Source organism: Pseudomonas sp. P4_B3 (genome assembly GCF_056402295.1).
The window spans coordinates 12779-37820 of the sequence record NZ_JBFUHR010000007.1; the positions used below are offsets into that span (position 1 = coordinate 12779).

General features: G+C 61.3%; 19 protein-coding genes. 12 read left to right on the forward strand and 7 right to left on the reverse strand.

Going from position 1 to position 25042, the window contains the following annotated elements:
- Positions 1-5: 5 nt before the first annotated feature.
- From murD to lpxC, 9 genes are all read left to right on the forward strand, one after another.
- Positions 6-1352 (forward strand): UDP-N-acetylmuramoyl-L-alanine--D-glutamate ligase, encoded by a 1347-nt coding sequence (gene murD / locus AC1DWG_RS08905; protein WP_477762654.1) that lies wholly within the window; start codon positions 6-8, stop codon positions 1350-1352.
- Positions 1349-2566 carry a putative lipid II flippase FtsW gene (gene ftsW / locus AC1DWG_RS08910; protein WP_477753055.1) on the forward strand — a complete coding sequence of 406 codons (1218 nt, stop codon included), beginning with the start codon at positions 1349-1351 and terminating at the stop codon, positions 2564-2566. The genes murD and ftsW overlap by 4 nt, the downstream gene beginning before the upstream one ends.
- Positions 2556-3626, forward strand: a complete 1071-nt coding sequence (gene murG, locus AC1DWG_RS08915) for an undecaprenyldiphospho-muramoylpentapeptide beta-N-acetylglucosaminyltransferase (protein WP_477753056.1) — start codon at positions 2556-2558, stop codon at positions 3624-3626. The genes ftsW and murG overlap by 11 nt, the downstream gene beginning before the upstream one ends.
- The gene (gene murC / locus AC1DWG_RS08920; protein ID WP_477787666.1) at positions 3619-5079 is read left to right on the forward strand and encodes a UDP-N-acetylmuramate--L-alanine ligase; all 1461 of its coding nucleotides are present in this window, start codon (positions 3619-3621) and stop codon (positions 5077-5079) included. Before murG ends, murC begins: the two co-directional genes overlap by 8 nt.
- On the forward strand, positions 5076-6059 hold the full coding sequence (locus AC1DWG_RS08925; protein WP_477762655.1) for a D-alanine--D-alanine ligase: 984 nt from the start codon (positions 5076-5078) through the stop codon (positions 6057-6059). Before murC ends, AC1DWG_RS08925 begins: the two co-directional genes overlap by 4 nt.
- A gap of 4 nt (positions 6060-6063) precedes the next feature.
- Positions 6064-6933 carry a cell division protein FtsQ/DivIB gene (locus tag AC1DWG_RS08930; RefSeq protein WP_477753058.1) on the forward strand — a complete coding sequence of 290 codons (870 nt, stop codon included), beginning with the start codon at positions 6064-6066 and terminating at the stop codon, positions 6931-6933.
- A gap of 15 nt (positions 6934-6948) precedes the next feature.
- Positions 6949-8208, forward strand: a complete 1260-nt coding sequence (ftsA, locus tag AC1DWG_RS08935; RefSeq protein ID WP_007989901.1) for a cell division protein FtsA — start codon at positions 6949-6951, stop codon at positions 8206-8208.
- A 65-nt stretch (positions 8209-8273) separates the two neighbouring features.
- Positions 8274-9467 carry a cell division protein FtsZ gene (gene ftsZ / locus AC1DWG_RS08940; RefSeq protein WP_477762656.1) on the forward strand — a complete coding sequence of 398 codons (1194 nt, stop codon included), beginning with the start codon at positions 8274-8276 and terminating at the stop codon, positions 9465-9467.
- 112 nt (positions 9468-9579) lie between these two features.
- Positions 9580-10491, forward strand: a complete 912-nt coding sequence (lpxC, locus tag AC1DWG_RS08945; RefSeq protein WP_007939852.1) for a UDP-3-O-acyl-N-acetylglucosamine deacetylase — start codon at positions 9580-9582, stop codon at positions 10489-10491.
- 109 nt (positions 10492-10600) lie between these two features.
- Here the strand turns inward: lpxC and AC1DWG_RS08950 are convergent, their stop codons facing one another.
- From AC1DWG_RS08950 to AC1DWG_RS08980, 7 genes are all read right to left on the reverse strand, one after another.
- Positions 10601-12103 (reverse strand): sensor domain-containing diguanylate cyclase, encoded by a 1503-nt coding sequence (locus AC1DWG_RS08950; protein ID WP_477787667.1) that lies wholly within the window; start codon positions 12101-12103, stop codon positions 10601-10603.
- 247 nt (positions 12104-12350) lie between these two features.
- Positions 12351-12575: a hypothetical protein gene (locus AC1DWG_RS08955; RefSeq protein ID WP_477760640.1), complete on the reverse strand. Its 225-nt coding sequence runs from the start codon at positions 12573-12575 to the stop codon at positions 12351-12353.
- Positions 12576-12771: 196 nt separating this feature from the next.
- Entirely contained in the window at positions 12772-14136 is a 1365-nt protein-coding gene (locus tag AC1DWG_RS08960) for a heavy metal sensor histidine kinase (RefSeq protein WP_477787668.1), read from the reverse strand.
- Positions 14126-14803 (reverse strand): heavy metal response regulator transcription factor, encoded by a 678-nt coding sequence (locus AC1DWG_RS08965; RefSeq protein ID WP_477762659.1) that lies wholly within the window; start codon positions 14801-14803, stop codon positions 14126-14128. Before AC1DWG_RS08965 ends, AC1DWG_RS08960 begins: the two co-directional genes overlap by 11 nt.
- A gap of 9 nt (positions 14804-14812) precedes the next feature.
- A complete protein-coding gene (locus AC1DWG_RS08970) occupies positions 14813-17914 on the reverse strand; it encodes a multidrug efflux RND transporter permease subunit (RefSeq protein WP_477787669.1) in 3102 nt (1033 codons plus the stop codon).
- Positions 17911-19071, reverse strand: coding sequence for an efflux RND transporter periplasmic adaptor subunit (locus AC1DWG_RS08975; protein WP_477762661.1), 1161 nt, complete (start codon positions 19069-19071; stop codon positions 17911-17913). Before AC1DWG_RS08975 ends, AC1DWG_RS08970 begins: the two co-directional genes overlap by 4 nt.
- A 701-nt stretch (positions 19072-19772) precedes the next feature.
- Positions 19773-20741: a LysR family transcriptional regulator gene (locus AC1DWG_RS08980; protein WP_477753193.1), complete on the reverse strand. Its 969-nt coding sequence runs from the start codon at positions 20739-20741 to the stop codon at positions 19773-19775.
- Between the two features lie 281 nt (positions 20742-21022).
- Between AC1DWG_RS08980 and AC1DWG_RS08985 the strand changes: the two genes are divergently transcribed.
- The 3 genes from AC1DWG_RS08985 to AC1DWG_RS08995 all read left to right on the forward strand — a co-directional run bounded on the left by AC1DWG_RS08985 (position 21023) and on the right by AC1DWG_RS08995 (position 25026).
- Positions 21023-22534, forward strand: a complete 1512-nt coding sequence (locus AC1DWG_RS08985) for an efflux transporter outer membrane subunit (protein ID WP_477762662.1) — start codon at positions 21023-21025, stop codon at positions 22532-22534.
- A 109-nt stretch (positions 22535-22643) separates the two neighbouring features.
- A complete protein-coding gene (locus AC1DWG_RS08990) occupies positions 22644-24836 on the forward strand; it encodes an FUSC family protein (RefSeq protein WP_477787670.1) in 2193 nt (730 codons plus the stop codon).
- A complete protein-coding gene (locus AC1DWG_RS08995) occupies positions 24826-25026 on the forward strand; it encodes a DUF1656 domain-containing protein (protein WP_477753196.1) in 201 nt (66 codons plus the stop codon). Before AC1DWG_RS08990 ends, AC1DWG_RS08995 begins: the two co-directional genes overlap by 11 nt.
- The last annotated feature ends 16 nt before the right edge of the window (positions 25027-25042 follow it).

A 25042-nucleotide genomic window follows, 5' to 3' on the forward strand; every position in this document is an offset into this window, starting at 1 on the left:
AACTCGTGTCTCTGATCGCTTCTGACCACTTCCGCATCGTTGTCGGCCTCGGCAAGAGTGGCATGTCTCTGGTTCGCTTCCTGGCGAACCGGGGCGTGGCGTTTGCCGTGGCCGATACGCGGGAAAATCCACCGGAACTGGCCACGCTCAAGCGTGACTATCCGCACGTGGAAGTGCGTTGTGGCGAGCTGGACGTCGAATTCCTGTGCCGTGCCGACGAGCTCTACGTCAGCCCCGGTCTGGCGCTGGCGACCCCGGCCCTGCAGGCCGCCGCCGCCCGTGGCGTGAAATTGTCCGGCGACATCGAACTGTTCGCGCGTAACGCGAAGGCGCCGATCGTGGCCATCAGCGGTTCCAACGCGAAAAGTACCGTCACCACGCTGGTCGGCGAAATGGCGGCGGCGGCGGGCAAGCGTGTTGCCGTTGGTGGCAACCTCGGTACCCCGGCGTTGGACTTGCTCAGCGACGACATCGAGTTGTACGTGATGGAACTGTCGAGTTTCCAGCTGGAAACCACCGACCAACTCAACGCCGAAGTGGCGACCGTGCTCAACATCAGCGAAGACCACATGGACCGTTACAGCGGTCTGCCAGCCTATCACCTGGCCAAGCACCGGATCTTCCGCGGTGCCAGACAGTTCGTGGTCAACCGTCAGGATGCCCTGAGTCGTCCGTTGATAGGCGAAGGGCAGCCATGCTGGACCTTCGGCCTGAGCAAACCCGATTTCAAGGCGTTTGGTATCCGTGAAGAAGACGGCGAGAAATACCTGGCCTTCGAATTCCAGAACCTGATGCCGGTGCGCGAATTGAAGATTCGCGGCGCCCACAATCAGTCCAACGCCCTGGCAGCCCTGGCCCTGGGCCATGCGGTCGGCCTGCCGTTCGATGCCATGCTGTCGAGCCTGCGCACCTTCGCCGGTCTCGAGCATCGCTGCCAATGGGTCCGCGATCTTGACGGCGTGGGCTATTACAACGATTCCAAAGCCACCAACGTCGGCGCCGCACTGGCGGCCATCGAAGGTTTGGGCGCAGACATCGACGGCAAAGTCGTGCTGATCGCCGGTGGCGATGGCAAAGGTGCCGAGTTCAAGGACCTGCACGATCCGGTGGCGGCCAACTGCCGCGCCGTGGTGCTGATGGGGCGCGACTCCGACAAGATCGGCGAGGCTATCGGCGACGCCGTACCGCTGATCCGCGCCGGCTCCCTGGCCGAGGCCGTCGAGCAATGCCGCGCCGCCGCCCAGCCGGGCGACGTGGTGCTGCTGTCGCCAGCCTGCGCCAGTTTCGACATGTTCAAGAACTACGAAGACCGTGGTCACCAGTTCGTCCAAGCCGTGGAGGATCTGGCATGAGCCTGAGAGACATCATCAAGCCATACCCTTCGCCGATCATCACCGGGCGCGGTATCGACCTCGACTTCCCGATGCTCGCCGGTTGCCTGACGTTGCTCGGCCTGGGGCTGATCATGATTGCCTCGGCATCGACCGAAGTGGCGGCCGTGCAGTCGGGCAGCGCCCTGTATTACATGATTCGCCACCTTATTTACGTGGTGCTGGGCCTGGGTGCCTGCATCGTCACCATGATGATCCCGATCGCTACTTGGCAACGGCTGGGCTGGCTGATGCTGCTCGGTGCGTTCGGCTTGCTGGTGATGGTGATCATTCCGGGGATCGGCCGTGAGGTTAACGGCTCGATGCGCTGGATCGGCTTCAGTTTCTTCAACGTTCAGCCTTCCGAGATCGCCAAGGTGTTCGTGGTGATCTACCTCGCCGGTTATCTGGTGCGCCGCCAGAAAGAAGTGCGCGAAAGCTGGATGGGCTTCTTCAAGCCGTTCATCGTGCTGCTGCCAATGGCGGGCCTGCTGCTGATGGAACCGGACTTCGGTGCCACCGTCGTGATGATGGGGGCGGCGGCGGCGATGCTGTTCCTTGGCGGCGTCGGGCTGTTCCGCTTTTCCCTGATGGTGGTGCTGGCTGTCGGCGCGGTGGTGCTGTTGATTCAAATGCAGCCGTATCGAATGGCGCGCCTGACCAACTTTGCCGACCCATGGGCCGACCAGTTCGGCGCCGGCTATCAGTTGTCCCAGGCGTTGATCGCCTTCGGTCGCGGTGAATGGCTGGGCGTCGGCCTGGGCAACAGCGTGCAGAAACAGTTCTACCTGCCGGAAGCCCACACTGACTTCGTGTTCTCGGTCCTGGCCGAAGAGCTGGGGGCGGTGGGTTCGTTGTGCACCGTGGCACTGTTCGTCTTCGTGTGCATTCGTGGCATGTACATCGGTTTGTGGGCTGAAAAGGCCAAGCAGTTTTTCGCGGCTTACGTGGCCTACGGTCTGTCGTTCCTGTGGATTGGTCAGTTCCTGATCAACATTGGTGTAAACGTCGGTCTGCTGCCGACCAAGGGTCTGACCTTGCCGTTCCTCAGTTATGGCGGTAGTTCGTTGGTGATCTGCTGTGCCTGTCTCGGCTTGTTGCTGCGCATCGAGTGGGAAAGTCGAACCCACCTGGGCAGTGAAGAGATGGAGTTCCATGAGAGCGACTTCGCCGAGGAGCCGAACCATGGGCGCTAACGTCATGATCATGGCTGGCGGCACCGGTGGCCACGTGTTCCCGGCACTGGCCTGTGCCCGCGAATTCCAGGCACGCGGCTATACCGTGCACTGGCTCGGCACTCCGCGTGGCATCGAGAACGATCTGGTGCCGGCGGCCGGTATCGAGTTGCACCGGATCAATGCCAGCGGTCTGCGCGGCAAGGGCAAGCTGTCCCTGTTCAAGGCGCCGTTCATGTTGCTCAAGTCGGTCTGGCAGGCGCGGGCGATCATTCGTCGGCTGCGGCCGGTCTGCGTGGTTGGCTTTGGTGGTTATGTGACCGGTCCTGGTGGCGTTGCTGCCAAACTGGCCGGCGTGCCGGTGATCGTTCACGAACAGAACGCCGTGGCCGGTACCGCCAATCGGTTGCTGGTGCCGTTGGCCGCCCGAGTCTGTGAAGCGTTCCCCGACACCTTTACCCTGTCGGACAGCCGCCGGACCACCGGTAATCCGGTGCGCACCGAGCTGTTCCTCGAGACATCGCGACCTGCCCTGGCTGGTCGCAAGGCGCGTTTGCTGATCCTGGGCGGAAGCCTGGGCGCAGAACCGTTGAACAAGTTGCTGCCTGAAGCCCTGTCGCAAGTCGCTGCCGATTTGCGTCCGGAAGTGTTCCATCAGGCCGGCAAAAACCACGATGAAGTGACTGCAGAGCGCTATCGCGCGGCTGGCGTCGAGGCGCAGGTGCAGCCCTTCATCAAAGACATGGCCCAAGCCTACAGCTGGGCCGACCTGGTGGTTTGTCGCGCAGGCGCGCTGACCATCAGTGAACTGGCCGCCGCCGGTCTGCCCTCGATGCTGGTGCCTTTGCCTCATGCCATCGACGATCACCAGACCCGCAACGCCGAATATTTGGCCCGTGAAGGCGCAGCCTTCCTGATGCCGCAAAGAACGACTGGTGCAGCGGATCTTGCCGCTCGCCTGACAGAGGTCCTGATGCAACCACAACGACTCAACGAAATGGCTACTGCGGCACGCCGCCTGGCCAAACCCGATGCCACCCGTAACGTGGTCGATAGCTGCCTGGAGGTGGCCCATGGTTGAGAATCAGAAAGCCATGCCACAACCGGAAATGCGCCGCATCCGTCGCATCCACTTCGTTGGTATCGGCGGTGTGGGCATGTGCGGGATTGCTGAAGTGTTGTTGAACCTGGGCTATGAAGTGTCCGGTTCCGACCTGAAGGCTTCGCCGGTCACCGAGCGCCTGGAGTCCTTCGGCGCGCAGATCTTCATCGGCCACCGCGCCGAGAACGCCGCTGCCGCCGACGTGCTGGTGGTGTCGAGTGCCGTGAACACGTCCAACCCGGAAGTCGCTACCGCGCTGGAACGCCGTATTCCGGTGGTGCCGCGTGCAGAGATGCTGGCTGAGCTGATGCGCTATCGCCACGGCATCGCCGTTGCCGGTACCCACGGCAAAACCACGACCACCAGTCTGATCGCGTCGGTGTTCGCCGCCGGTGGCCTGGACCCGACGTTCGTAATCGGTGGCCGTCTGAATGCCGCGGGTACCAATGCCCAGCTCGGCACCAGCCGTTACCTGATTGCCGAAGCCGACGAAAGCGACGCCAGCTTCCTGCACTTGCAGCCGCTGGTGGCCGTGGTCACCAACATCGACGCCGACCACATGGCGACCTACGACGGTGACTTCAACAAACTGAAGAAAACCTTCGTCGAATTCCTGCACAACCTGCCGTTCTACGGTCTGGCGGTGGTGTGCCTGGACGATCCGGTAGTGCGTGAAATCCTCCCGCAGGTCAAACGTCCGACGGTCACCTATGGCTTCGGCGAAGACTGCGACGTACGTGCGATCAACGTGCGCCAGCAAGGCATGCAGACCTTCTTCACCGTACTGCGTCCCGACCGCGAGCCACTGGATGTTTCGGTGAACATGCCGGGCAACCACAACGTATTGAACGCCCTTGCGACTATCTGCATCGCCACCGACGAAGGCGTCAGCGATGAAGCCATCGTCCAGGGCCTGTCCGGGTTCCAGGGTGTCGGCCGACGCTTCCAGGTCTACGGCGAACTGCCGGTAGACGGCGGCAATGTAATGCTGGTCGATGACTACGGTCACCACCCGACGGAAGTCGCGGCAGTGATCAAGGCCGTACGCGGTGGCTGGCCGGAGCGCCGCCTGGTGATGGTCTACCAGCCGCACCGCTACAGCCGCACCCGTGACCTGTACGACGATTTCGTCAATGTACTGGCCGACGCCAACGTACTGCTGCTGATGGAAGTCTATCCGGCCGGCGAAGAGCCGATCCCGGGCGCTGACAGCCGCAAGCTGTGCAACAGCATCCGTCAGCGTGGCCAGCTCGACCCGATCTACATCGAGCGTGGTGTCGACCTTGCGCCAGTGGTCAAGCCGCTGCTGCGCGCCGGCGACATCCTGCTGTGCCAGGGCGCCGGCGATATCGGCGGTCTCGCACCAAAACTGTTGAAAAGTGAGTTGTTCGCCGGTGCCGTTGCCGCGCCGAAGAAGGGGAAGTTGAAATGACTGCTGCCTACGCCAACCTGGTCTCCACGATCGCGCCGAAAGACTTCGGCCGCGTCGCCGTGCTGTTCGGCGGCAAGAGTGCCGAGCGTGAAGTGTCCCTGAAGTCGGGTAACGCCGTTCTGGACGCACTGCAAAGCGCCGGTGTGGACGCGTTCGGCCTCGACGTGGGCGATGACCTGCTGCAGCGACTGCTCAACGAAAAGATCGACCGCGCCTTCATCATCCTCCACGGCCGTGGCGGTGAAGACGGCAGCATGCAGGGCCTGCTCGAATGCCTGGGCATTCCGTACACCGGCAGCGGCATCCTGGCTTCGGCCCTGGCCATGGACAAGCTGCGCACCAAGCAGGTCTGGCACAGCCTGGGCATTCCGACCCCACGTCACGCGGTACTCAGCAGCGAGGCCGATTGTATTTCGGCGGCGACGGAACTGGGCTTCCCTTTGATCGTCAAACCGGCCCATGAAGGTTCAAGTATCGGTATGGCCAAAGTGAGTTCCGCGTCCGAATTGATCGACGCATGGAAAGCGGCCAGTACCTACGATTCGCAAGTGCTGGTCGAGCAATGGATTCACGGTCCGGAGTTCACCATCGCCACCCTGCGTGACCAGGTGTTGCCACCGATTGCCCTGGGCACGACGCACAGCTTCTACGACTACGACGCCAAGTACATCGCCAACGATACCCAGTACCGCATTCCGTGCGGTCTGGACAGCGCCAAGGAACAGGAACTCATGGACCTCACGGCGAAAGCCTGTGAAGCGCTGGGTATCGCCGGTTGGGGCAGGGCAGACGTGATGCAGGACGCCGACGGGCAGTTCTGGTTCCTGGAAGTCAACACCGCACCGGGCATGACCGATCACAGCCTGGTGCCGATGGCGGCCCGTGCTGCCGGTCTGAATTTCCAGCAACTGGTTCTGGCCATTCTGGCCGAGAGCGTTGCCGGCAACACTGCCGGTAACCAAGAGTCGACGAGAGGTTAAGGCCATGCAAGGCGCTCAGCTCAGACATCAGCCCCCCGCATCGCCCGGCCGCAAGCCGGTGCCGCGGGGTGCCAGCCGAATGGTGGCCAAAGAGCCGATGTCCGCGCGCCTGCCGAAAGCCAACTTCGGTTTTCTCAAAGCGTTGTTCTGGCCGGTAGTGCTGGTGGCTTTGGGGTTCGGTACTTACGAAGGCGCGACACGGCTGTTGCCGTATGCCGACCGGCCGATCACCAGGATCAACGTGCAGGGCGACTTGAGTTACATCAGCCAGCAAGCGGTGCAGCAGCGGATCGCCCCGTACGTGGCGTCGAGCTTCTTCACCATCGACCTGGCGAGCATGCGCACCGAGCTGGAAACGATGCCATGGATTGCCCACGCCGAAGTGCGCCGGGTGTGGCCGGATCAAGTGGTGATCCGCCTGGAAGAACAACTGCCGGTGGCCCGATGGGGTGACGAGTCGCTGTTGAACAACCAGGGCCAGGCCTTCACCCCGCGCGAGCTGGCGAACTACGAACACTTGCCTCAGCTGTTTGGCCCGCAGCGGGCTCAACAGCAAGTGATGCAGCAATACCAGGTGCTGAGCCAGATGCTCAGGCCGCTGGGCTTCTCGATTGCACGCCTGGAACTGCGTGATCGTGGCAGCTGGTTCCTGACCACCGGCCCCGGCAGCGCGGGTCCCGGGATCGAACTGCTGCTGGGACGCGGCAACCAGGTGGAAAAGATGCGCCGTTTCATCGCCATCTATGACAAGACGCTCAAAGAACAGATTACGAACATTGCGCGCATCGATCTGCGCTACGCCAACGGCCTCGCTGTTGGCTGGCGGGAACCTGTAGCGCCCACGGCAGCCCAACCCGCTGTCGCGAAGAATTAAGAAGAGGCAGGACCCATGGCAAACGTGCAAAGCGGCAAAATGATCGTCGGTCTCGATATCGGCACCTCCAAGGTGGTGGCGCTGGTGGGCGAGGTCGCGGACGACGGCACGCTGGAAATCGTCGGGATCGGTACCCATCCATCCCGTGGCCTGAAAAAAGGCGTGGTGGTGAACATCGAATCCACCGTGCAATCGATCCAGCGCGCCATCGAAGAAGCGCAGCTGATGGCGGGTTGCCGCATTCACTCGGCGTTCGTCGGTGTGGCCGGCAATCACATCCGCAGCCTGAACTCCCACGGCATCGTGGCGATTCGTGATCGCGAAGTCAGCTCGGCGGACCTTGAGCGTGTACTCGACGCGGCCCAGGCCGTGGCGATCCCGGCTGACCAGCGCGTGCTGCACACCCTGCCGCAGGATTACGTGATCGATAACCAGGAAGGCGTCCGCGAGCCACTGGGCATGTCCGGCGTGCGTCTGGAAGCCAAGGTCCACGTGGTCACCTGCGCCGTCAATGCCGCACAGAACATTGAAAAATGCGTGCGTCGTTGTGGCCTGGAAATCGACGACATCATTCTCGAGCAACTGGCTTCCGCGTACTCGGTACTGACCGATGACGAGAAAGAGCTGGGCGTGTGCCTGGTGGACATCGGCGGCGGCACCACCGACATCGCGATCTTCACCGAAGGCGCGATCCGTCACACCGCAGTGATCCCGATTGCCGGTGACCAGGTGACCAACGACATCGCCATGGCGTTGCGCACTCCGACCCAGTACGCCGAAGAAATCAAGATTCGCTACGCCTGCGCCCTGGCCAAACTGGCCGGTGCCGGTGAAACCATCAAGGTGCCAAGCGTTGGCGACCGTCCACCACGCGAGCTGTCCCGCCAGGCCCTGGCCGAAGTGGTCGAGCCGCGCTACGACGAACTGTTCACGCTGATCCAGGCCGAACTGCGCCGCAGCGGCTACGAAGACCTGATCCCGGCCGGCATCGTGCTGACCGGCGGTACGTCGAAGATGGAAGGCGCTACTGAACTGGCCGAGGAAATCTTCCACATGCCGGTGCGCCTGGGCGTGCCTCACGGCGTGAAAGGTCTGGATGACGTGGTGCGCAACCCGATCTATTCCACCGGCGTCGGCCTGTTGATGTACGGCCTGCAGAAGCAGTCCGACGGCATCTCGTTCTCGGGCATCGGCAGCCGCGACAGCTACAGCAACGAAGAGCCACAGGCTCCGCTGCTGGACCGCCTGAAGAAGTGGGTCCAGGGCAATTTCTAAAGATTTACCGCTACACCGAAGCACGCAGTAGGCGAAAAAACTAGAGAATGTAAAGGAGAGGGAAAATGTTCGAACTCGTAGACAACATCCCCGCAAGCCCGGTAATCAAAGTTATCGGTGTCGGCGGTGGCGGCGGCAACGCTGTCAACCACATGGTCAAGAGCAACATTGAAGGCGTTGAATTCATCTGCGCCAACACTGATGCCCAAGCGCTGAAAAGCATCGGCGCGCGGACCATCCTGCAACTGGGCACCGGCGTGACCAAAGGTCTCGGCGCTGGCGCCAACCCTGAAGTAGGTCGTCAGGCCGCTCTGGAAGATCGTGAGCGCATTGCCGAAGTCCTGCAGGGCACCAATATGGTGTTCATCACCACGGGCATGGGCGGTGGTACCGGTACCGGTGCTGCGCCAATCATTGCTGAAGTGGCCAAGGAAATGGGCATTCTCACCGTTGCGGTGGTGACTCGTCCGTTCCCGTTCGAAGGTCGCAAGCGCATGCAGATCGCCGACGAAGGCATCCGTCTGCTGTCTGAAAGCGTCGACTCGTTGATCACCATTCCCAACGAGAAGCTGCTGACCATCCTCGGTAAAGACGCAAGCCTCTTGTCGGCTTTCGCCAAGGCCGACGATGTACTGGCCGGTGCTGTTCGCGGTATCTCCGACATCATCAAGCGTCCGGGCATGATCAACGTCGACTTCGCCGACGTGCGTACCGTGATGAGCGAAATGGGCATGGCGATGATGGGCACTGGCTGCGCCAGCGGTCCGAACCGTGCACGTGAGGCCACCGAAGCGGCCATTCGCAACCCGTTGCTCGAAGACGTGAACCTGCAAGGCGCTCGCGGCATCCTGGTGAACATTACTGCCGGTCCGGATCTGTCCCTAGGTGAATACTCCGACGTGGGCAGCATCATCGAGGCGTTCGCTTCCGAGCACGCCATGGTCAAGGTCGGTACCGTTATCGATCCGGACATGCGCGACGAGCTGCACGTGACTGTCGTTGCCACAGGTTTAGGCGCTAAAATCGAGAAGCCGGTGAAGATCATCGACAATACCGTGCACACGTCGATGGCTTCCCAGCCGCAACAACAGACCTCTGTTCGTCAGGAAGCTCCAGCGGTGAACTACCGTGACCTGGACCGTCCGACCGTCATGCGCAACCAGGCTCAGGCCGGTGCTGCGACTGCCGCGAAGATGAATCCGCAAGATGACCTGGACTACCTGGACATCCCGGCATTCCTGCGTCGTCAGGCCGATTGATGAAATGTATCAGGGGTATTAGGGTGATTGGTGTTCAGCAAAGGTCTGGTCTGCTATCATCGCCAGCCTTTGTTGATACCAGTTCGCAATTTGCGCTGAAGCGGCCCATGCCATGATTAAACAACGCACCCTGAAGAATATTATCCGTGCCACAGGTGTCGGCCTGCACTCCGGGGAGAAGGTCTACCTGACCCTCAAGCCAGCGCCCGTCGACACCGGCATTGTGTTTTGTCGCGCCGACCTCGACCCCGTGGTGCAGATTCCTGCCCGCGCGGAAAACGTTGGTGAAACCACTATGTCGACCACGCTCGTTAACGGTGACGTCAAAGTGGACACGGTAGAGCACTTGCTCTCGGCCATGGCAGGCCTGGGCATCGATAACGCCTACGTCGAGCTCTCCGCGTCCGAAGTCCCGATCATGGATGGTAGCGCTGGACCTTTCGTATTCCTGATTCAATCGGCTGGCCTGGAAGAACAGGACGCTGCCAAGAAGTTCATCCGCATCCTGCGTGAAGTGACAGTGGAAGACGGCGACAAGCGCGCCACTTTCGTCCCTTTCGAAGGGTTCAAGGTGAGCTTTGAGATCGATTTCGATCACCCGGTTTTCCGTGACCGCACCCAAAGTGCAAGCGTGGATTTTTCCAGCACTTCGTTTGTAAAAGAAGTCAGCCGCGCCCGTACCTTTGGTTTCATGAGTGACATCGAGTACCTGCGCAAGCACAACCTCGCACTCGGCGGCAGTGTTGAAAACGCTATTGTGGTCGACGCCGATGGCGTACTGAACGAAGACGGCCTTCGCTATGAAGACGAATTCGTGAAGCACAAGATTCTCGATGCAATTGGTGACCTCTACCTGCTGGGCAATAGCCTGATTGGTGAGTTCAAGGGCTTCAAGTCCGGCCACGCACTGAACAACCAGCTGCTGCGCAAGTTGATTGAGCAGACAGATGCCTGGGAAGTCGTGACGTTCGAAGACGCCAGCACTGCACCGATCTCTTACATGCGTCCGGTTGCGGCCGTGTAAGTAAAAACCTCTCTAGTTTTTAAAGGCTGCCTTCGGGTGGCCTTTTTTTATGAAGCAAAAGATCGCCCGAGCGCGGACCGAGCCTTCGGGCGATCTTTTGATCTTTGCTTTAATCCGCACAAACAACCCGATTACGCCCCCCTTCCTTAGCCTGATACAACGCCTTGTCCGCACTGAACAGCAATTGCTCCAGGTTGATATCGCTGCCCGCCGTCCAGGTGGCAATACCAATACTCACGCTCATCGGTCGCTCGCCGGCGTCCACCAGTGGCAGTTTTTGCACCGCCTCGCGGATATGTTCGGCGATCTGCTGCGCGCCTTCACTGCCAGTTTCGGCCAGGACCACTGAAAACTCTTCGCCACCATAGCGAGCCACCAGGTCTGCCGGGCGATGGACATTGGCGCGGATAACCTCGGCCAATGCCCGTAAGGCATCGTCGCCGGCCTGATGCCCGTGCCGATCATTGAAGGCCTTGAAGTGATCGGCATCAATCATCAGCAACGACAACGGCTTGCCGCTGCGCTGCGCACGAAACCATTCATGGCGCAGGGTTTGATCGAGGGATCGACGGTTGGCCACGCCGGTCAAGGCATCGGTGGCTGCCAACTGCGCCAATTCCTGCTCGACATGTTGGCGCAGGCGCAGCTCGCGGCAGAGCAGCCAGGTCAGCCATAACAAACCGATGCACAAAACCCCGGTAGCACCGCTGATCACATAGGCAGTGCGGTTCCAGGTGGCGAACACTTCATCGATGGAAAGGGCCACGATGACGGTCAGCGGCAGGTTGCCGACCCGGGAAAAGGTGTACAGGCGCTGTTGATGGTCGACACTCGACACGCTTTCGAAGGTACCACTGCGCTCCTGCAGCATGCGTACGACGTTGGGGCGGCTGGAGAAGCTTTTGCCGATGGCGTTTTTTTCCCGGTACGGTTTCTGCGCCAGGAGAATCCCGTCATCGTTGATGATGCCCAGCGTACTGCCGGTGCCGATGTCGAGGCTGCTGAACAGCTGGTCGAAATAGCTCATGCGCATCGACGCCACAGCGACCCCCAGAAACTCTCCCGTGGGAGAGGAAATGCGCCGGCTGAAACTGATGCGCCATTCGTCGTTGTCATCGCAGTCGCAGCGCGGTTTGAACGGTCGGCTGATAAACATGCCGGTGCCGGGATTGAAGACATGGGCCAGGAAATAATCGCGGTCAGCGAAGTTGCCCGGTTTCGGCTCGATCAATGATGAGTCGGCCAGCACGTCGCCGTGCTTGTCCAGCAGCAGGATGTCGCCCTTGTAGCGCGCGGTGGTGGAGCGCTCGAACAGCACCAGATGACGGATCTGCGGCGAAACCTGTTTCAGGTCGTCCCGTTGGGCGGCGGCGATCAGACCCTGCAAGGTCAAATCATAGAGCTCGACCGTACGCAGGACATCGGCATCGATCAGTTGCGCAATGGTAGTCGCGCTGCGTGTGGCGGTCTGCTGGGCGTAGGCGTGTTCGCGGATCAGCAGGTAAGTGACGATGCACAGGATCGAGATGACAGTCAGGGTGCTGCCGAGGATCACCATGATCTCGGGTCGCCCGGGCGGGCCTTGAAAATTCGGGGTGCGGCTTGCGGTCATAGGGCTGACGTCTGCTAGAGGGACGTTGTAAGCGTAGTTGCATAAACGTAGCAGCCGAGTGAATCGTTCCTGTTGCTCGAACGATTGATCGATGGCGTGGGCGTCAGTGAGTTTCGTTGCAAAAATTGCAATGAAGGTTGAGTCGCCACTATAAAAAAAGCCGCTGACAGCAGCGGCCTTGAAGACAACTTTTCAAAGGGAAGAGCCGAAGAAAAGTGTCGAGGGAAACGGGAGTGATCGGTGCAGATCAGCTGTCTTTCTCGGCCTGTGGCTGCGCCTGAGTGCTGGATGCTTGCGGGGCCTGGGCGTCTTGCGCAGCCTTGGCGGTCATTTCGATCTGATGCTCTCCGAACGTCGCAGCGCGTGCAGCGTTATGCGCGACGAAAGTCTGCGATTCTTCCGCCATCGCCAAGGGCGACAGGAACAAAGAGGACAAAACGAAAGCGCTGGCAATACCCATACTGTTGGACATCTTTAAAACCTTCTTGCTTGGCAAGTGCTGTTTGGTGCGGGCAAAGATAAGGATATGGGGCGAGGGGAAAAAGAGTGGATTCATGAAAGGACTATTACGCTAAAAGCAAAGATCGCAGCCTGCGGCAGCTCCTACAGAAAAACAGTCCAACTGTAGGAGCTGCCGCAGGCTGCGATCTTTTGACTTTCCAGGTGTGTCAGACCGGGAGATGGATACCGAAGGTATTCATCCCATCGTCACTGCGCACGAACACATCGCCGCCGTGCATCAACGCTATCGCCTTGACGATGGCCAGCCCCAATCCGTGATTGTGGCCGCTGTTGCTGCGCGAGGCATCGACCCGGTAGAAGCGCTCGAACAGCCGTGGCAGGTGTTCACGGGCAATCGGCGAACCGGGGTTGGCGACGCCGATGCTGACTTGATGCTCCTGGGCTTCGATCCGCACTAGAATCACCTGCCCGGGCGCGGTGTGCTGCACCGCGTTGTTCAGCAGATTGATCAACGCCCGGCGCAGATGAGCGATCTCGATCCGCACTTGTGCGTCACCACTGACCTCAACCCGGACCTGAGCGTCCTCGAGAATGAAATCCAGATACTCCAGGGTCGTGGCCACCTCATCAGCCAGCGAGGTTGAGGTGAGTTTGGTCGCCTTGCTGCCCTGATCGGCGCTGGCGAGGAACAGCATGTCGTTGATGATCGAACGCAGTCGCTCAAGCTCTTCGAGGTTCGATTGCAGCACTTCGAAGTAATGCTCGGCGGAGCGTCCGCGGGTCAACGCGACCTGGGTCTGGCCGATCAGGTTGGTCAGTGGCGAGCGCAGTTCGTGGGCGACGTCGGCGTTGAACGATTCAAGGCGCGAGTAGGCTTGCTCGACCCGTTCCAGGGTCGAGTTGAACGAGCTGACGAATTGATCGAGTTCCGGCGGCAACGGTGACAATCGCAAGCGCCCCGAGCGCAACGGCGGGGCCAGGCGCTGGGCTTCCTGGGACAGTTTGATCAGCGGCTTGAGCCCGATCCGAGCCACCCAGTAACCCAGTGCCGAGGCCAGCAGCACGCCGACAATCGCCAGGCTGATCAGCGCGATCAGCAATTGATGCTGGGTGTGGAAAAACGTCTCGGTATCGATGGCGATCATGAAGCGCAGCGCTGGGCGCTGATCCTTGGCCGGGAATTCGCTGACCAGCACTTTCAACGGATAGGGGTGATCCGGCAGATGCATGTCGCGGGTGCCCAGCGGCCCTTGGGCAAAGGCGCGGATTTGCGGTGTCAGGTTGCCGTATTCGTAGTGTGGATCGCCGCTGATGATCCAGAAACTGATGCGCTTGTCTTCTTCGCTCAGCAGATTGAGCTTGTTGTTGATCTTCACCCAATGCTCGGGCGTGCCGTAACGGCCGACCGTGGATTCGAGCACGCTGTAGCGCGCATCCAGTTCGGCTTCCGGCAACAGGCCCAGGCCTTTGTCGACCTGTTGGTACAAAGCCCAGCCGATCAACAGAAAGACCAGAAGCGCCACCAGCGTAAACATCCCGCTTAAACGCAGCGCGATCGAGTTACCGGACACCACGGCTCTCCAGCACATAACCCATGCCACGAATGGTGTGCAGCAGTTTCTCTTCGAACGGCCCGTCGAGCTTGGCCCGCAGGCGTTTGATCGCGACTTCGACGACGTTGGCGTCGCTGTCGAAATTGATGTCCCAGACCATTTCGGCAATGGCGGTTTTCGACAGGATTTCACCTTGGCGCCGGGCCAGCACACTGAGCAGCGAGAACTCCTTGGCAGTCAGGTCCAGCCGTGCGCCACCTCGGGTCGCCTTGCGGCTGATCAAATCTATCCACAGGTCGGCGATGCTCACTTGCATTGGTTCATGGCCACCGCTGCGCCGGGTCAGCGCTTGCAGGCGTGCCACCAGTTCAAGGAAGGAAAACGGTTTGCCCAGATAGTCATCGGCGCCTTCACGCAGGCCCTTGATGCGATCTTCCACACGCTCGCGGGCGGTGAGCATGATCACCGGGGTTTGCTTGCGCGCACGCAGGGCGCGCAACACACCGAAGCCGTCGAGGCCCGGCAGCATCACGTCGAGGACGATCACCGCGTAGTCGCTCTCCAGCGCCAGGTGCAGGCCTTCCACACCATCGCGTGCCAGATCCACGGTGAAACCCTGTTCCGTCAGGCCGCGATGCAGATAGTCCGCGGTTTTTTCTTCGTCTTCGATAATCAGAACGCGCATGACCCCGCCTCAGTCTGTGGTCGCCAGCGCCGGATCCGGTGCTGCTTTAGGCCGATGGAATAGCCGCTCCAGCCACAAGTATATGACCGGCGTGGTGAACAGCGTCAGCGCCTGGCTCACCAGCAAACCGCCGACCACCGCGATCCCCAGGGGCTGGCGCAATTCGGCGCCGGTGCCGTAACCGAGCATCAGCGGCAGGGCGCCGAGCAGGGCGGCGAGGGTGGTCATGATGATCGGCCGGAACCGTGTGATGCAGGCCTTGAAGATCGCTTCTTCAGGCGACAGTCCGCCATTGCGCTGTGCTTCGAGGGCGAAGTCGATCATCAGGATGCCGTTTTTCTTGACGATACCGATCAGCAGCACCAGGCCGATCAAGGCCATGATCGAAAAGTCCTGGCCGCAAATCCACAGCATGATCACCGCGCCGAGGCCCGCCGAAGGCAAGGTCGAAATGATCGTCAGTGGATGCACGAAACTCTCGTAGAGCACACCGAGAATGATGTACACCGCCACCAGCGCCGCCAGAATCAGCCACGGCTGGCTGGCCAGCGAGCTCTGGAACGCCTGGGCCGCGCCCTGGAAATTGCCGCTGATGGCGGTCGGCATGCCGATGTCGGTCTTGGCCTGGTTGAGCAAGATCACCGCATCGCCCAACGCCACGCCGGGGGCCAGGTTGAACGACAGGTTGGCCGCCGGGAACATCCCGTCATGAGCGATGGACAGCGGGCCGATGGTCGGCGCATCGAACCTGGCCAGGGCCGACAGCGGCACCATTTCCCCGCTCAGGGGCGAGCGCAGGTAGAAGTAATTGAGGCTCTCGGCCTTGCCGCGTTGCTTGGTGTCCAGCTCCAGGATCACGTTGTACTGGTTGACCTGGGTCTGGAATTCATTGATCTGGCGCTGGCCGAAGGCATCGTACAGGGCTTCGTCGACGTCGCTGGCGGTGAGGCCGAAACGTGCGGCGGCGCTGCGGTCGATGCTGATGTGGGTGATGCTGCCGCCCAGTTGCAGGTCGTTGGAAATGTCGCGGAAGGCCGGGTTGGCGCGCAGTTTTTCCGTCAGGCGCTGGGTCCAGGTGCTCAGGGTCGGGCCATCGTTGCTCTTGAGCACATATTGATACTGGGCGCGGCTCGGGCCGGAGCTGAGGTTGATGTCCTGGCCGGCGCGCAGGTACAGGACGATACCCGGCACTTTCATCAGTTGCGGACGAATCCGGTCGATGAACTGGCTGGCGGAGACATCGCGGTCGCTGCGTTTTTTCAGGGTGATCCAGAAGCGGCCGTTGGCGATGGTCTGGTTACTGCCCGAGACGCCGACTGAGTGCGAGAACGTTTCGACAGCGGGGTCGGCGGCGACGATTTCGGCCATCGCCAGGTGTTTTTTCACCATGTCGCCGTAGGAAATATCGGCGGCCGCTTCAGTGGTACCGAGGACGAAGCCGGTGTCTTGAATCGGGAAGAAACCTTTAGGGATAAATATGTAACCGGCGACCGCCAACCCCAGCGACAGGCCGAACACGCCGATCATCAATTTCTGGTGGGCGAGGGCACGACGCAAGCCTTTTTCGTACCACGCCAACAGGCGCTCACCGAAACCCGGTTTGTCGTGGGCATGATGCACTGGCGCGCGCATGAACAGTGCAGCGAGGGTCGGTGCCAACGTCAGCGAAACCACCACTGAAATCATGATGGTGGAAGTGGCGGTCAGGGCGAACTCCTTGAACAGTCGCCCAACCACGCCGCCCATGAACAGCAGCGGAATGAACGCTGCCACCAGCGAGAAGCTGATCGAAATCACGGTAAATCCGATCTCGCCAGCGCCTTTGATCGCGGCCTCGCGCATGCCTTCGCCGGCCTCGAGATGGCGGTGAATGTTCTCCACCACCACGATCGCATCATCGACCACGAACCCCACGGCGACCACAATCGCTACCAGCGTGAGGTTGTTCAGGCTGAAGCCCATCACATACATCAGCGCAAAACTGGCGATCAGTGACACGCCGAGCACTGCCGACACGATCAGTGTGGCCGACAGTTGGCGCAGGAACAGTGCCATTACCGCCACCACCAACATGATTGCAATCAGCAGGGTGATTTCCACTTCATGCAGCGAGGCACGGATGGTCTGGGTGCGGTCGATCAGCGTCTTGACCTGCACCGAGGCGGGGAGCATCGCCTCCAGTGCCGGCAAGGCGGCCTGGATGCGGTCCACGGTCTCGACGATGTTGGCGCCAGGCTGGCGGAAGATCACCAGGTTGACCCCCGGTTGCGAGCCCGCCCAAGCCTGGATGTAGGCATCTTCCGAACCGTTGACGACTTTGGCGACATCGCGCAGATGAACCGGTGCACCGTCCTTGTAGGAAACAATCAGCTGGCTGTAGTCCTCCGGGTGAAACAACTGGTCGTTGGTGGACAGGGTCGAGATGCTCGACTCCCCGTACAGCGCACCCTTGGCCAGATTGAGGCTGGTCTGCTGGATCGCCAGGCGGATGTCGGCGAGGGTCAGGCCGATGGCCGCGAGCTTGTCCGCCGAAACCTGGACGCGGATCGCCGGACGCTGCTGACCGGTGATGACGACCTGGCCTACACCGTCGACCTGACTGAGCTGACGGGACAACAGGGTTTCCGTCAGGTCACTGAGCTCCGGGCCGGGCATCAGCGAGGAGTTGACGCTGAGGATCAGCACCGGGCTGTCCGCGGGGTTGACCTTGCGCCAGGTCGGCAGGTTCGGCATGTCCTTGGGCAGTTTGCCCGCGGCGGTGTTGATCGCTGCCTGGACTTCCTGGGCAGCGGTGTCGATGCTCTTGTCGAGGGTGAATTGCAGGGTCAGGTTGGTCGAGCCCAGTGCACTGCTCGAGGTCATCTGGGTTACGCCGGGAATGGCACTGAATTGCACTTCAAGAGGCGTGGCCACCGAGGAAGCCATGGTTTCCGGGCTGGCGCCGGGCAGTTGCGCGGCCACCTGGATGGTCGGGAATTCTGCCTCCGGCAACGGCGCTACCGGCAGGCGCGGAAACGCTATGACACCCAGCAGCACCAGGGCGAACGTCAGCAGGACCGTGGCCACCGGGTGGTCGATGCACCAGGCTGAAACCGAACCATGGCCCTTCATTGCGCCGCCTCCGATCGCACCACTTGCGGCGGCTCGGTCAGCACTTGCACGGTAGCGCCGGGCTTGAGCCGCGACTGACCATCGCTGACCAGTACATCACCCGGCTTCACACCCTTGATGATGTCCTGGCCGCTGCCTTGATAGACCATCTGCACCTGTACGGCTTCGACCTTGTCCCCATTGACCCGGTACACGAAGTGCTGGTCGAGGCCGCGTTGTACGACTGTCGGCGGCACCACCAGCGCATCTTTATCCAGGGCTGTCTGAATCTTTACCGTCACCAGCAGGCCCGGCCAGAGCTTCTGCCCCGGATTGTCGAATTCGGCCTTGGCGCGGATGGTGCCGGTGTTGGCGTTGATCTGGTTGTCAATCAGGGTCAGGTGACCTTCGCCGAGCAGGTTGCCGGTTTCGCCGTCGGTGTCGGCACCGATGTAGGCCTTTACCTGAGTGTGTTGCGGGTCGTTGATCAGGCCTTGCAGGGTCGGCAGCATTTGCTGCGGCAGGGAGAACTCCACGGCGATCGGGTCGATCTGGGTCACAGTGAACAGGCCCTTGGTGTCGGTCATGCGCAGGAAGTTGCCTTCGTCCACCGTGCGAATACCGACACGGCCGCTGACCGGTGAGCGAATTTGTGTGTAGGAAAGCTGTACCTCGGCGGAATCAATCGAGGCCTGGTTGCCTTGGGCGGTGGCCTTGAGTTGGTTGACCAAGGCTTGTTGCTGGTCGTAAGTCTGCTTGGACACGCCGTCGTCGACACTCAGCAGCTTGTAGCGCTTGAGGTTGACTTGCGCCACTTGCAGTTGCGCCTGGCTTTCGCCCAGTTGTGCCCGGGCCTGATCGAGGCTGGCGCGGATCGAGCGGTCGTCGATGGTGGCCAGCAGGTCGTCTTTTTTCACCAGTTGGCCTTCCTTGACCATGATTTTGGTGAGAATGCCGTCGATTTGCGGGCGGACCACGACGCTGTGCAGGGACAGCACCGAACCGATGCCGCTGACGTAGCGCGGTACGTCTTTTTCGGCGACGGCGACCACTCGCACGGGGATGGCGGTGGAGATGGCGAGTTTGGCTTTGGCCGGTTTGGTGGCATACCACAGGCCCAGCGCTGCCAGGACGATCAGAAGGGCGACGAGCAGGGCGGATTTTTTCTGGATTCGCATGCGAGTGGGGCGCCGGGGCTGGGTGGTCGGTAGGTGGGTAAGGTATTTTCCTTTATAAACCTGTTTGCTGGTCAGGAGGGTGACGGCTAACTGACGGCGCTGTCAGTTTGCGGTTTGGTTAGGTCTTGGCGGCCTTTGGGCCGACCATGTTGTGGGTGACCGTGTACATATCCGTTTCTTCGGTAATGGCGGCTATCGGTTCCGCCCTTACGGCGGGTCACTTGGAAAAGCCCCAAGTAACCAAGGGCTCTTGCCCCTGACGTTCGGTGCCTCGCCTAGGCTCGGCATGCCCTCGCTCCGGTCCTGCTCCGTGGGCCCGCCGCCATCGGCCATCCATGGCCGGGGGCGGCTAACCCGGCATCCATGCCGGGTTGCCCACTACGCAGAACCTCCACTCGGCCTCTCGAGGGGGCGTGTGGATCAAGAGCTGCAGGCGAGCTAACGCTCGGCCTGATGAGTGGTGAGAAGCGTGGGTGTACGCTGATCTGTTTTTGCTCTTTTGTGGGAGCGACGGTGCGGCGATCCGACTTGCTCGCGATGGCGGCCAGACAGCCGACCAGTCCGTCAAGGATGTACACAACTCAAACTGTGGGAGCGAGCCTGCTCGCGAAAGCGGTGTATCTGCTCGCAGAGATTTGAATGTGAGAACGCTATCGCGAGCAGGCTCGCTCCCACAAGGGATCAATCTCTGAACCGATGAATCAATTCGCCACCCGAACCCCACCCAAACTCCCGCTCAGTTCATACGCCGCCAGTTCCGCCTGATGCGCCGCCAGCAATTCCGGCAACGATCCGCGCAAATACTCGACCCAGGTCTTGATCTTCGCATCCAGGTACTGGCGCGACGGGTAGATGGCGTACAGGTTCAGTTCCTGCGAGCGGTATTTGGGCATCATGCGGACCAGCGTGCCGTTGCGCAGGCCTTCTATCGCGGCGTACAGCGGCAGGACGCCAACGCCCATGCCGCTGATGATCGCGGATTTCATCGCGTCGGCGGAGTTCACCAGGAAGGGTGAGCTGTTGATGGTGACCATTTCCTGGCCGTCAGGACCGTCGAAGGCCCATTTTTCCAGCGGAATCACCGGGCTGACCAGGCGCAGGCAGGCGTGGTTGAGCAGGTCGCTGGGTTTTTGTGCGCAGCCGTTGGCTTTGACGTAGGCCGGCGAGGCGCAAACGATGCTGTAGGTGATGCCCAGGCGTTGGGAGACGAAACCCGAATCCGGTAGTTCGCTGGCGAGGACGATGGACACGTCGTAGCCTTCGTCGAGCAGGTCCGGCACGCGGTTGGCCATGGTCAGGTCGAAGGTCACGTCCGGGTGGGTCTTGCGGTAGCGGGCGATGGCGTCGATCACGAAGTGCTGGCCGATGCCGGTCATGGTGTGCACTTTCAGTTGCCCGGCCGGGCGGGCGTGGGCGTCGCTGGCCTCGGCTTCGGCTTCTTCGACGTAGGCCAGGATCTGTTCGCAGCGCAACAGGTAGCGCTTGCCGGCTTCGGTCAGGGCGATACGTCGGGTCGTTCGGTTGAGCAGACGGGTTTGCAGGTGGGCTTCCAGGTTGGAGACCGCGCGCGAGACGTTGGCCGTGGTGGTGTCCAGTTGTACGGCGGCGGCGGTGAAGCTGCCGGCCTCGGCCACGTAACTGAAGGCGCGCATGTTTTGCAAAGTGTCCATGGGGTGCTCTCTCGTCGAATGACAAATTGTGACACGAAGCTTCTGTTTATTTACAGGCGACTAAGGATCTACCTACGGATTATCTCGTTAACGGTAACAAAGATTCACAGGAATCCCAGCTTATCGCCCTTCAGGCCGCCCCATAGAATTGCGCTCACCTCTGTAGGAGCTGCCGAAGGCTGCGATCTTTTGATCTTCGCTTCTAAAAGCAACGTCAAAAGATTGCAGCCTTCGGCAGCTCCTACGCACAGAACATCTCCCCACCTCAGGAAATCGCAGCAGTGCCGCGTCGCATCAGCAGAGCGCTTCAGCCGCTCAGTGTTTTGGCTTTAACCCTGGCAATCAGCGGCTGCATCGGAACCGGAGGTATTGCCCCGCAGGGCAAGGCGCTGGAGGCCAATTCACTGGCTACCGACGAAGCGATCCAGAGCGCCGCACAAGATGCGCATTGGCCCACCGCGCAATGGTGGCAAGCCTATGGCGACCCGCAACTGAATCGCTGGATCGACCTCGCCCTGCAAGGCAGCCCGAGCTTGGCCATGGCCGCCGCCCGGGTGCGTCAGGCCAGGTCCATGGCCGGCGTGGCCGAAGCAGCCGAGTCCCTGCAGATCAATGGCGAGTCCACCCTCAAGCGTCACAACTGGCCGACCGACCAGTTCTATGGCCCCGGCGAACTGGCCAACAGCACTACCTGGGATAACAACGCGGCGCTGGGTTTCAGTTATGCCCTCGACCTCTGGGGCCGTGAAAGCAATGCCACCGAGCGCGCCGTGGACATGGCGCACATGAGCGTCGCCGAAGCGCGCCAGGCCCAGCTCGAATTGCAGGACAACATCGTCCGGGTCTACATCGAGCTCTCGCTGCATTACGCGCAACGGGACATCGTTGAAGCGACCTTGAAGCAGCAACAGCAGATTCTCGAGCTGGCGCAAAAACGCCTGAACGGTGGCATCGGCACTCATTTCGAAGTCAGCCAGGCCGAGACGCCGCTGCCGGAAACCCATCGCCAGCTCGATGCCCTCGACGAAGAAATCGCCTTGAGCCGCAACCAACTCGCGGCCCTGGCCGGTAAGGGACCCGGGGAAGGCGCGCAGTTGCAGCGGCCAACGCTGTCGCTGGGTGCGCCACTGAAACTGCCGTCTTCGCTGCCGGCGCAATTGCTCGGGCAGCGCCCGGACGTGGTCGCCAGCCGCTGGCAAGTGGCGGCGCAGGCGCGGGGCATCGATGTCGCCCATGCCGGTTTCTACCCGAACGTCGACCTGGTCGGCAGCCTCGGCTACATGGCCACCGGCGGCGGGGCGCTGGAGTTCCTGACCGGCAAGAAACTCAACTACAGCGTGGGGCCGGCGATTTCGCTGCCGATCTTCGACGGCGGGCGTTTGCGCTCGGAACTGGGCGAAGCCTCGGCCGGGTATGACATCGCCGTGGCCAAGTACAACCAGACCCTGGTCAACGCGCTGAAAAACATCTCCGACCAGTTGATCCGCCGCGAGTCCATGGACAAGCAACAGGCTTTCGCCGCCGAGTCGGTGGCCACCGCGCAGAAGACCTACGACATCGCGATGATCGCCTATCAGCGTGGCCTGACCGACTACCTCAACGTGCTCAACGCCCAGACCCTGCTGTTCAAGCAGCAGCAAGTGCAGCAGCAGGTTCAGGCGGCGCGGTTGAGTGCTCATGCAGAGCTGGTGACGGCGTTGGGCGGCGGTCTGGGGGCGGGCAACGATGTGCCGAAAGACAGCCAGACCGATGTGCCGAAAACTCCGGCTCTACTTAAGAGCTTCTCGAATTGAACACCAAACCTGTGGGAGCGAGCCTGCTCGCGATGAGGGCGGCACATCCAACATTGATGTCGACTGATACTCCGCTATCGCGAGCTGGCTCGCTCCTACAGAGGATTTCATGACTCCCTTGCCCGCACCCTTGCGCTGGCTGTACTCCCTGGAATGGCGCCGGGGTTTCTTCGACTGGGCACGCAGCGACGGCGTGACCTGGGTCTACATCTTCAAGGTGCTGTTCGCCGCGTTCCTGACGCTGTGGCTGGCCATGCGCCTGGAGCTGCCGCAACCGCGCACGGCGATGATCACCGTGTTCATCGTCATGCAGCCGCAAAGCGGCCAGGTGTTCGCCAAGAGTTTCTATCGTTTCCTCGGCACCTTGGCCGGGTCGGCGGTGATGGTCGCGCTGATCGCCCTGTTTGCGCAGAACACAGAATTGTTCCTCGGTTCGCTGGCGATCTGGGTCGGCATCTGCACGGCCGGCGCCGCCCGCTGCCGCAACTTCCGCGCCTACGGTTTCGTACTCGCAGGATACACCGCCGCGATGGTCGGCTTGCCCGCATTGGCCCATCCGGAGGGTGCGTTCATGGCGGCGGTCTGGCGGGTGCTGGAAATCTCGTTGGGCATTCTCTGTTCGACCCTGATCAGTGCCGCCATCCTGCCGCAATCGGCGAGCGCGGCGATGCGCAATGCCTTGTATCAGCGCTTTGGCGTGTTCGCCCTGTTCGTCACCGACGGCTTGCGCGGTCGCAGTCAGCGCGATGCGTTCGAGGCCGGCAACGTGCGTTTCATCGCCGAAGCGGTGGGCCTGGAAGGCTTGCGCAGCGTCACTGTGTTTGAAGACCCGCACATGCGTCGACGCAATGGCCGGCTCAGTCGCCTGAACAGCGAGTTCATGGGCATCACCACGCGCTTCAACGCCTTGCACCAGTTGCTCGAACGCTTGCGCAACAGCGCGGCGGACCAGGTGGCGGCGGCGATCAAACCGGGTTTGCAGGACCTCGCCGAATTGCTCGACGGCTTCAGCGGTCGTGCCCTGACCAGCGCCGATGCGGCGCGTCTGGTCGCGGTGCTGACCGCATACAAAGAAGGTTTGCCGGCGCGGGTACGCTGTCTGCGGGCGACGTTCCAGCAGCAAAATCCGAGCGATGCTGAACAACTGGATTTCCACACCGCGTACGAGCTGCTCTATCGCTTCGTCGACGACCTGCACGGTTATGCGCAGACCCACGCCTCCCTGGCCGATCACAGTCACGAGCGGGAGCGCTGGGACGAGCCGTTCACCCCGCAAACCAACTGGATGGCCGCGGCGGCATCGGGGATTCGCGCAGCGTTCATCCTGGTGGTTTTGGGCAGCTACTGGGTGGCAACCGCCTGGCCGAGCGGCGCGACCATGACCCTGATCGCTGCTGCAACCGTGGGCTTGTCCGCCGCCACCCCGAACCCGAAACGCATGGCCTTTCAGATGGCGTGCGGGACATTGCTCGGGGCGCTGATCGGCTTTGTCGAGATGTTTTTCATTTTCCCGTGGATCGACGGATTTCCATTGTTGTGCGTGATGCTCGCACCGGTGATCGTATTCGGCTCGTTCCTGACCTCGCGGCCGCAATATGTCGGCGTCGGCCTGGGCTTGCTGATCTTCTTCAGCACCGGTTCGGTGCCGGACAACCTCACGGTCTACAACCCCTACACCTTCATCAACGACTACATCGCCATGGTGCTGGGCATGCTGGTGTGCGCAGCGGCCGGGGCGATCATTCTGCCGCCCAACAGCCGCTGGTTGTGGCGTCGGCTGGAGCAGGACCTGCGCGGTCAGGTGGTGTACGCCATCAGCGGCAAGCTCAAGGGGCTGGCGTCGAGCTTCGAAAGCCGCACCCGCGATCTGGTGCATCAGGCCTACGGCTTCGCGGCGGGGCAACCGCAAGTGCAGCGCGAATTGCTGCGCTGGATGTTCGTGGTGCTGGAAGTCGGTCACGCGATCATCGAATTGCGCAAGGAACAGGCGATTCTGCCGGTGCATCCGGCCTATGCCGAATCCCAGCCATGGCGCCAGTCGATCCGGGTGATGGGGCGTGCACTGGTGCGGCTGTTCCTGCAACCGAACAGCAGCAACCTCGAACGCGCTCTGGTCGCAGTCGATCACGCCATCAGCCGTGTGCAGTCCACCGACGAACCCTTCGCCCCACACTTCGATACCTCGGCGTTGCGCCGGGTGAAGAGCTACCTGCACTTCATCCGCACCTCGCTGCTCGACCCGCAATCACCGCTTGCCACCTTCGCCAGCAACCAGCCACAAGGACTTGCACATGCCTCGTGAATTCGCCTTCCACGGCGTGTACATGCCGACCATGACCCTGATGTTTTTCATCGCGGCGGCGCTTGCCTGGGCGCTCGACCGGTTCCTGTCCGGGTTCGATCTGTACCGCTTCTTCTGGCACCCGGCGTTGCTGCGCCTGAGCCTGTTTACCTGTCTGTTCGGCGCGTTGGCGCTGACTGTCTACCGTTGACTCTCTATCACTGAGA

What these genes read in the sequence shown, in the direction of transcription:
- AC1DWG_RS08970 (WP_477787669.1), bottom strand. Translation starts at nt 17,914, where the DNA reads ATGAAGGGCCATGGTTCGGTTTCAGCCTGGTGCATCGACCACCCGGTG.
- AC1DWG_RS08965 (WP_477762659.1), bottom strand. Translation starts at nt 14,803, where the DNA reads ATGCGCGTTCTGATTATCGAAGACGAAGAAAAAACCGCGGACTATCTG.
- murC (WP_477787666.1), top strand. Translation starts at nt 3,619, where the DNA reads ATGGTTGAGAATCAGAAAGCCATGCCACAACCGGAAATGCGCCGCATC.
- ftsZ (WP_477762656.1), top strand. Translation starts at nt 8,274, where the DNA reads ATGTTCGAACTCGTAGACAACATCCCCGCAAGCCCGGTAATCAAAGTT.
- AC1DWG_RS08975 (WP_477762661.1), bottom strand. Translation starts at nt 19,071, where the DNA reads ATGCGAATCCAGAAAAAATCCGCCCTGCTCGTCGCCCTTCTGATCGTC.
- murG (WP_477753056.1), top strand. Translation starts at nt 2,556, where the DNA reads ATGGGCGCTAACGTCATGATCATGGCTGGCGGCACCGGTGGCCACGTG.
- AC1DWG_RS08955 (WP_477760640.1), bottom strand. Translation starts at nt 12,575, where the DNA reads ATGTCCAACAGTATGGGTATTGCCAGCGCTTTCGTTTTGTCCTCTTTG.
- AC1DWG_RS08930 (WP_477753058.1), top strand. Translation starts at nt 6,064, where the DNA reads ATGCAAGGCGCTCAGCTCAGACATCAGCCCCCCGCATCGCCCGGCCGC.
- AC1DWG_RS08990 (WP_477787670.1), top strand. Translation starts at nt 22,644, where the DNA reads ATGACTCCCTTGCCCGCACCCTTGCGCTGGCTGTACTCCCTGGAATGG.
- ftsW (WP_477753055.1), top strand. Translation starts at nt 1,349, where the DNA reads ATGAGCCTGAGAGACATCATCAAGCCATACCCTTCGCCGATCATCACC.
- AC1DWG_RS08980 (WP_477753193.1), bottom strand. Translation starts at nt 20,741, where the DNA reads ATGGACACTTTGCAAAACATGCGCGCCTTCAGTTACGTGGCCGAGGCC.
- ftsA (WP_007989901.1), top strand. Translation starts at nt 6,949, where the DNA reads ATGGCAAACGTGCAAAGCGGCAAAATGATCGTCGGTCTCGATATCGGC.
- AC1DWG_RS08925 (WP_477762655.1), top strand. Translation starts at nt 5,076, where the DNA reads ATGACTGCTGCCTACGCCAACCTGGTCTCCACGATCGCGCCGAAAGAC.
- AC1DWG_RS08995 (WP_477753196.1), top strand. Translation starts at nt 24,826, where the DNA reads ATGCCTCGTGAATTCGCCTTCCACGGCGTGTACATGCCGACCATGACC.
- AC1DWG_RS08950 (WP_477787667.1), bottom strand. Translation starts at nt 12,103, where the DNA reads ATGACCGCAAGCCGCACCCCGAATTTTCAAGGCCCGCCCGGGCGACCC.
- lpxC (WP_007939852.1), top strand. Translation starts at nt 9,580, where the DNA reads ATGATTAAACAACGCACCCTGAAGAATATTATCCGTGCCACAGGTGTC.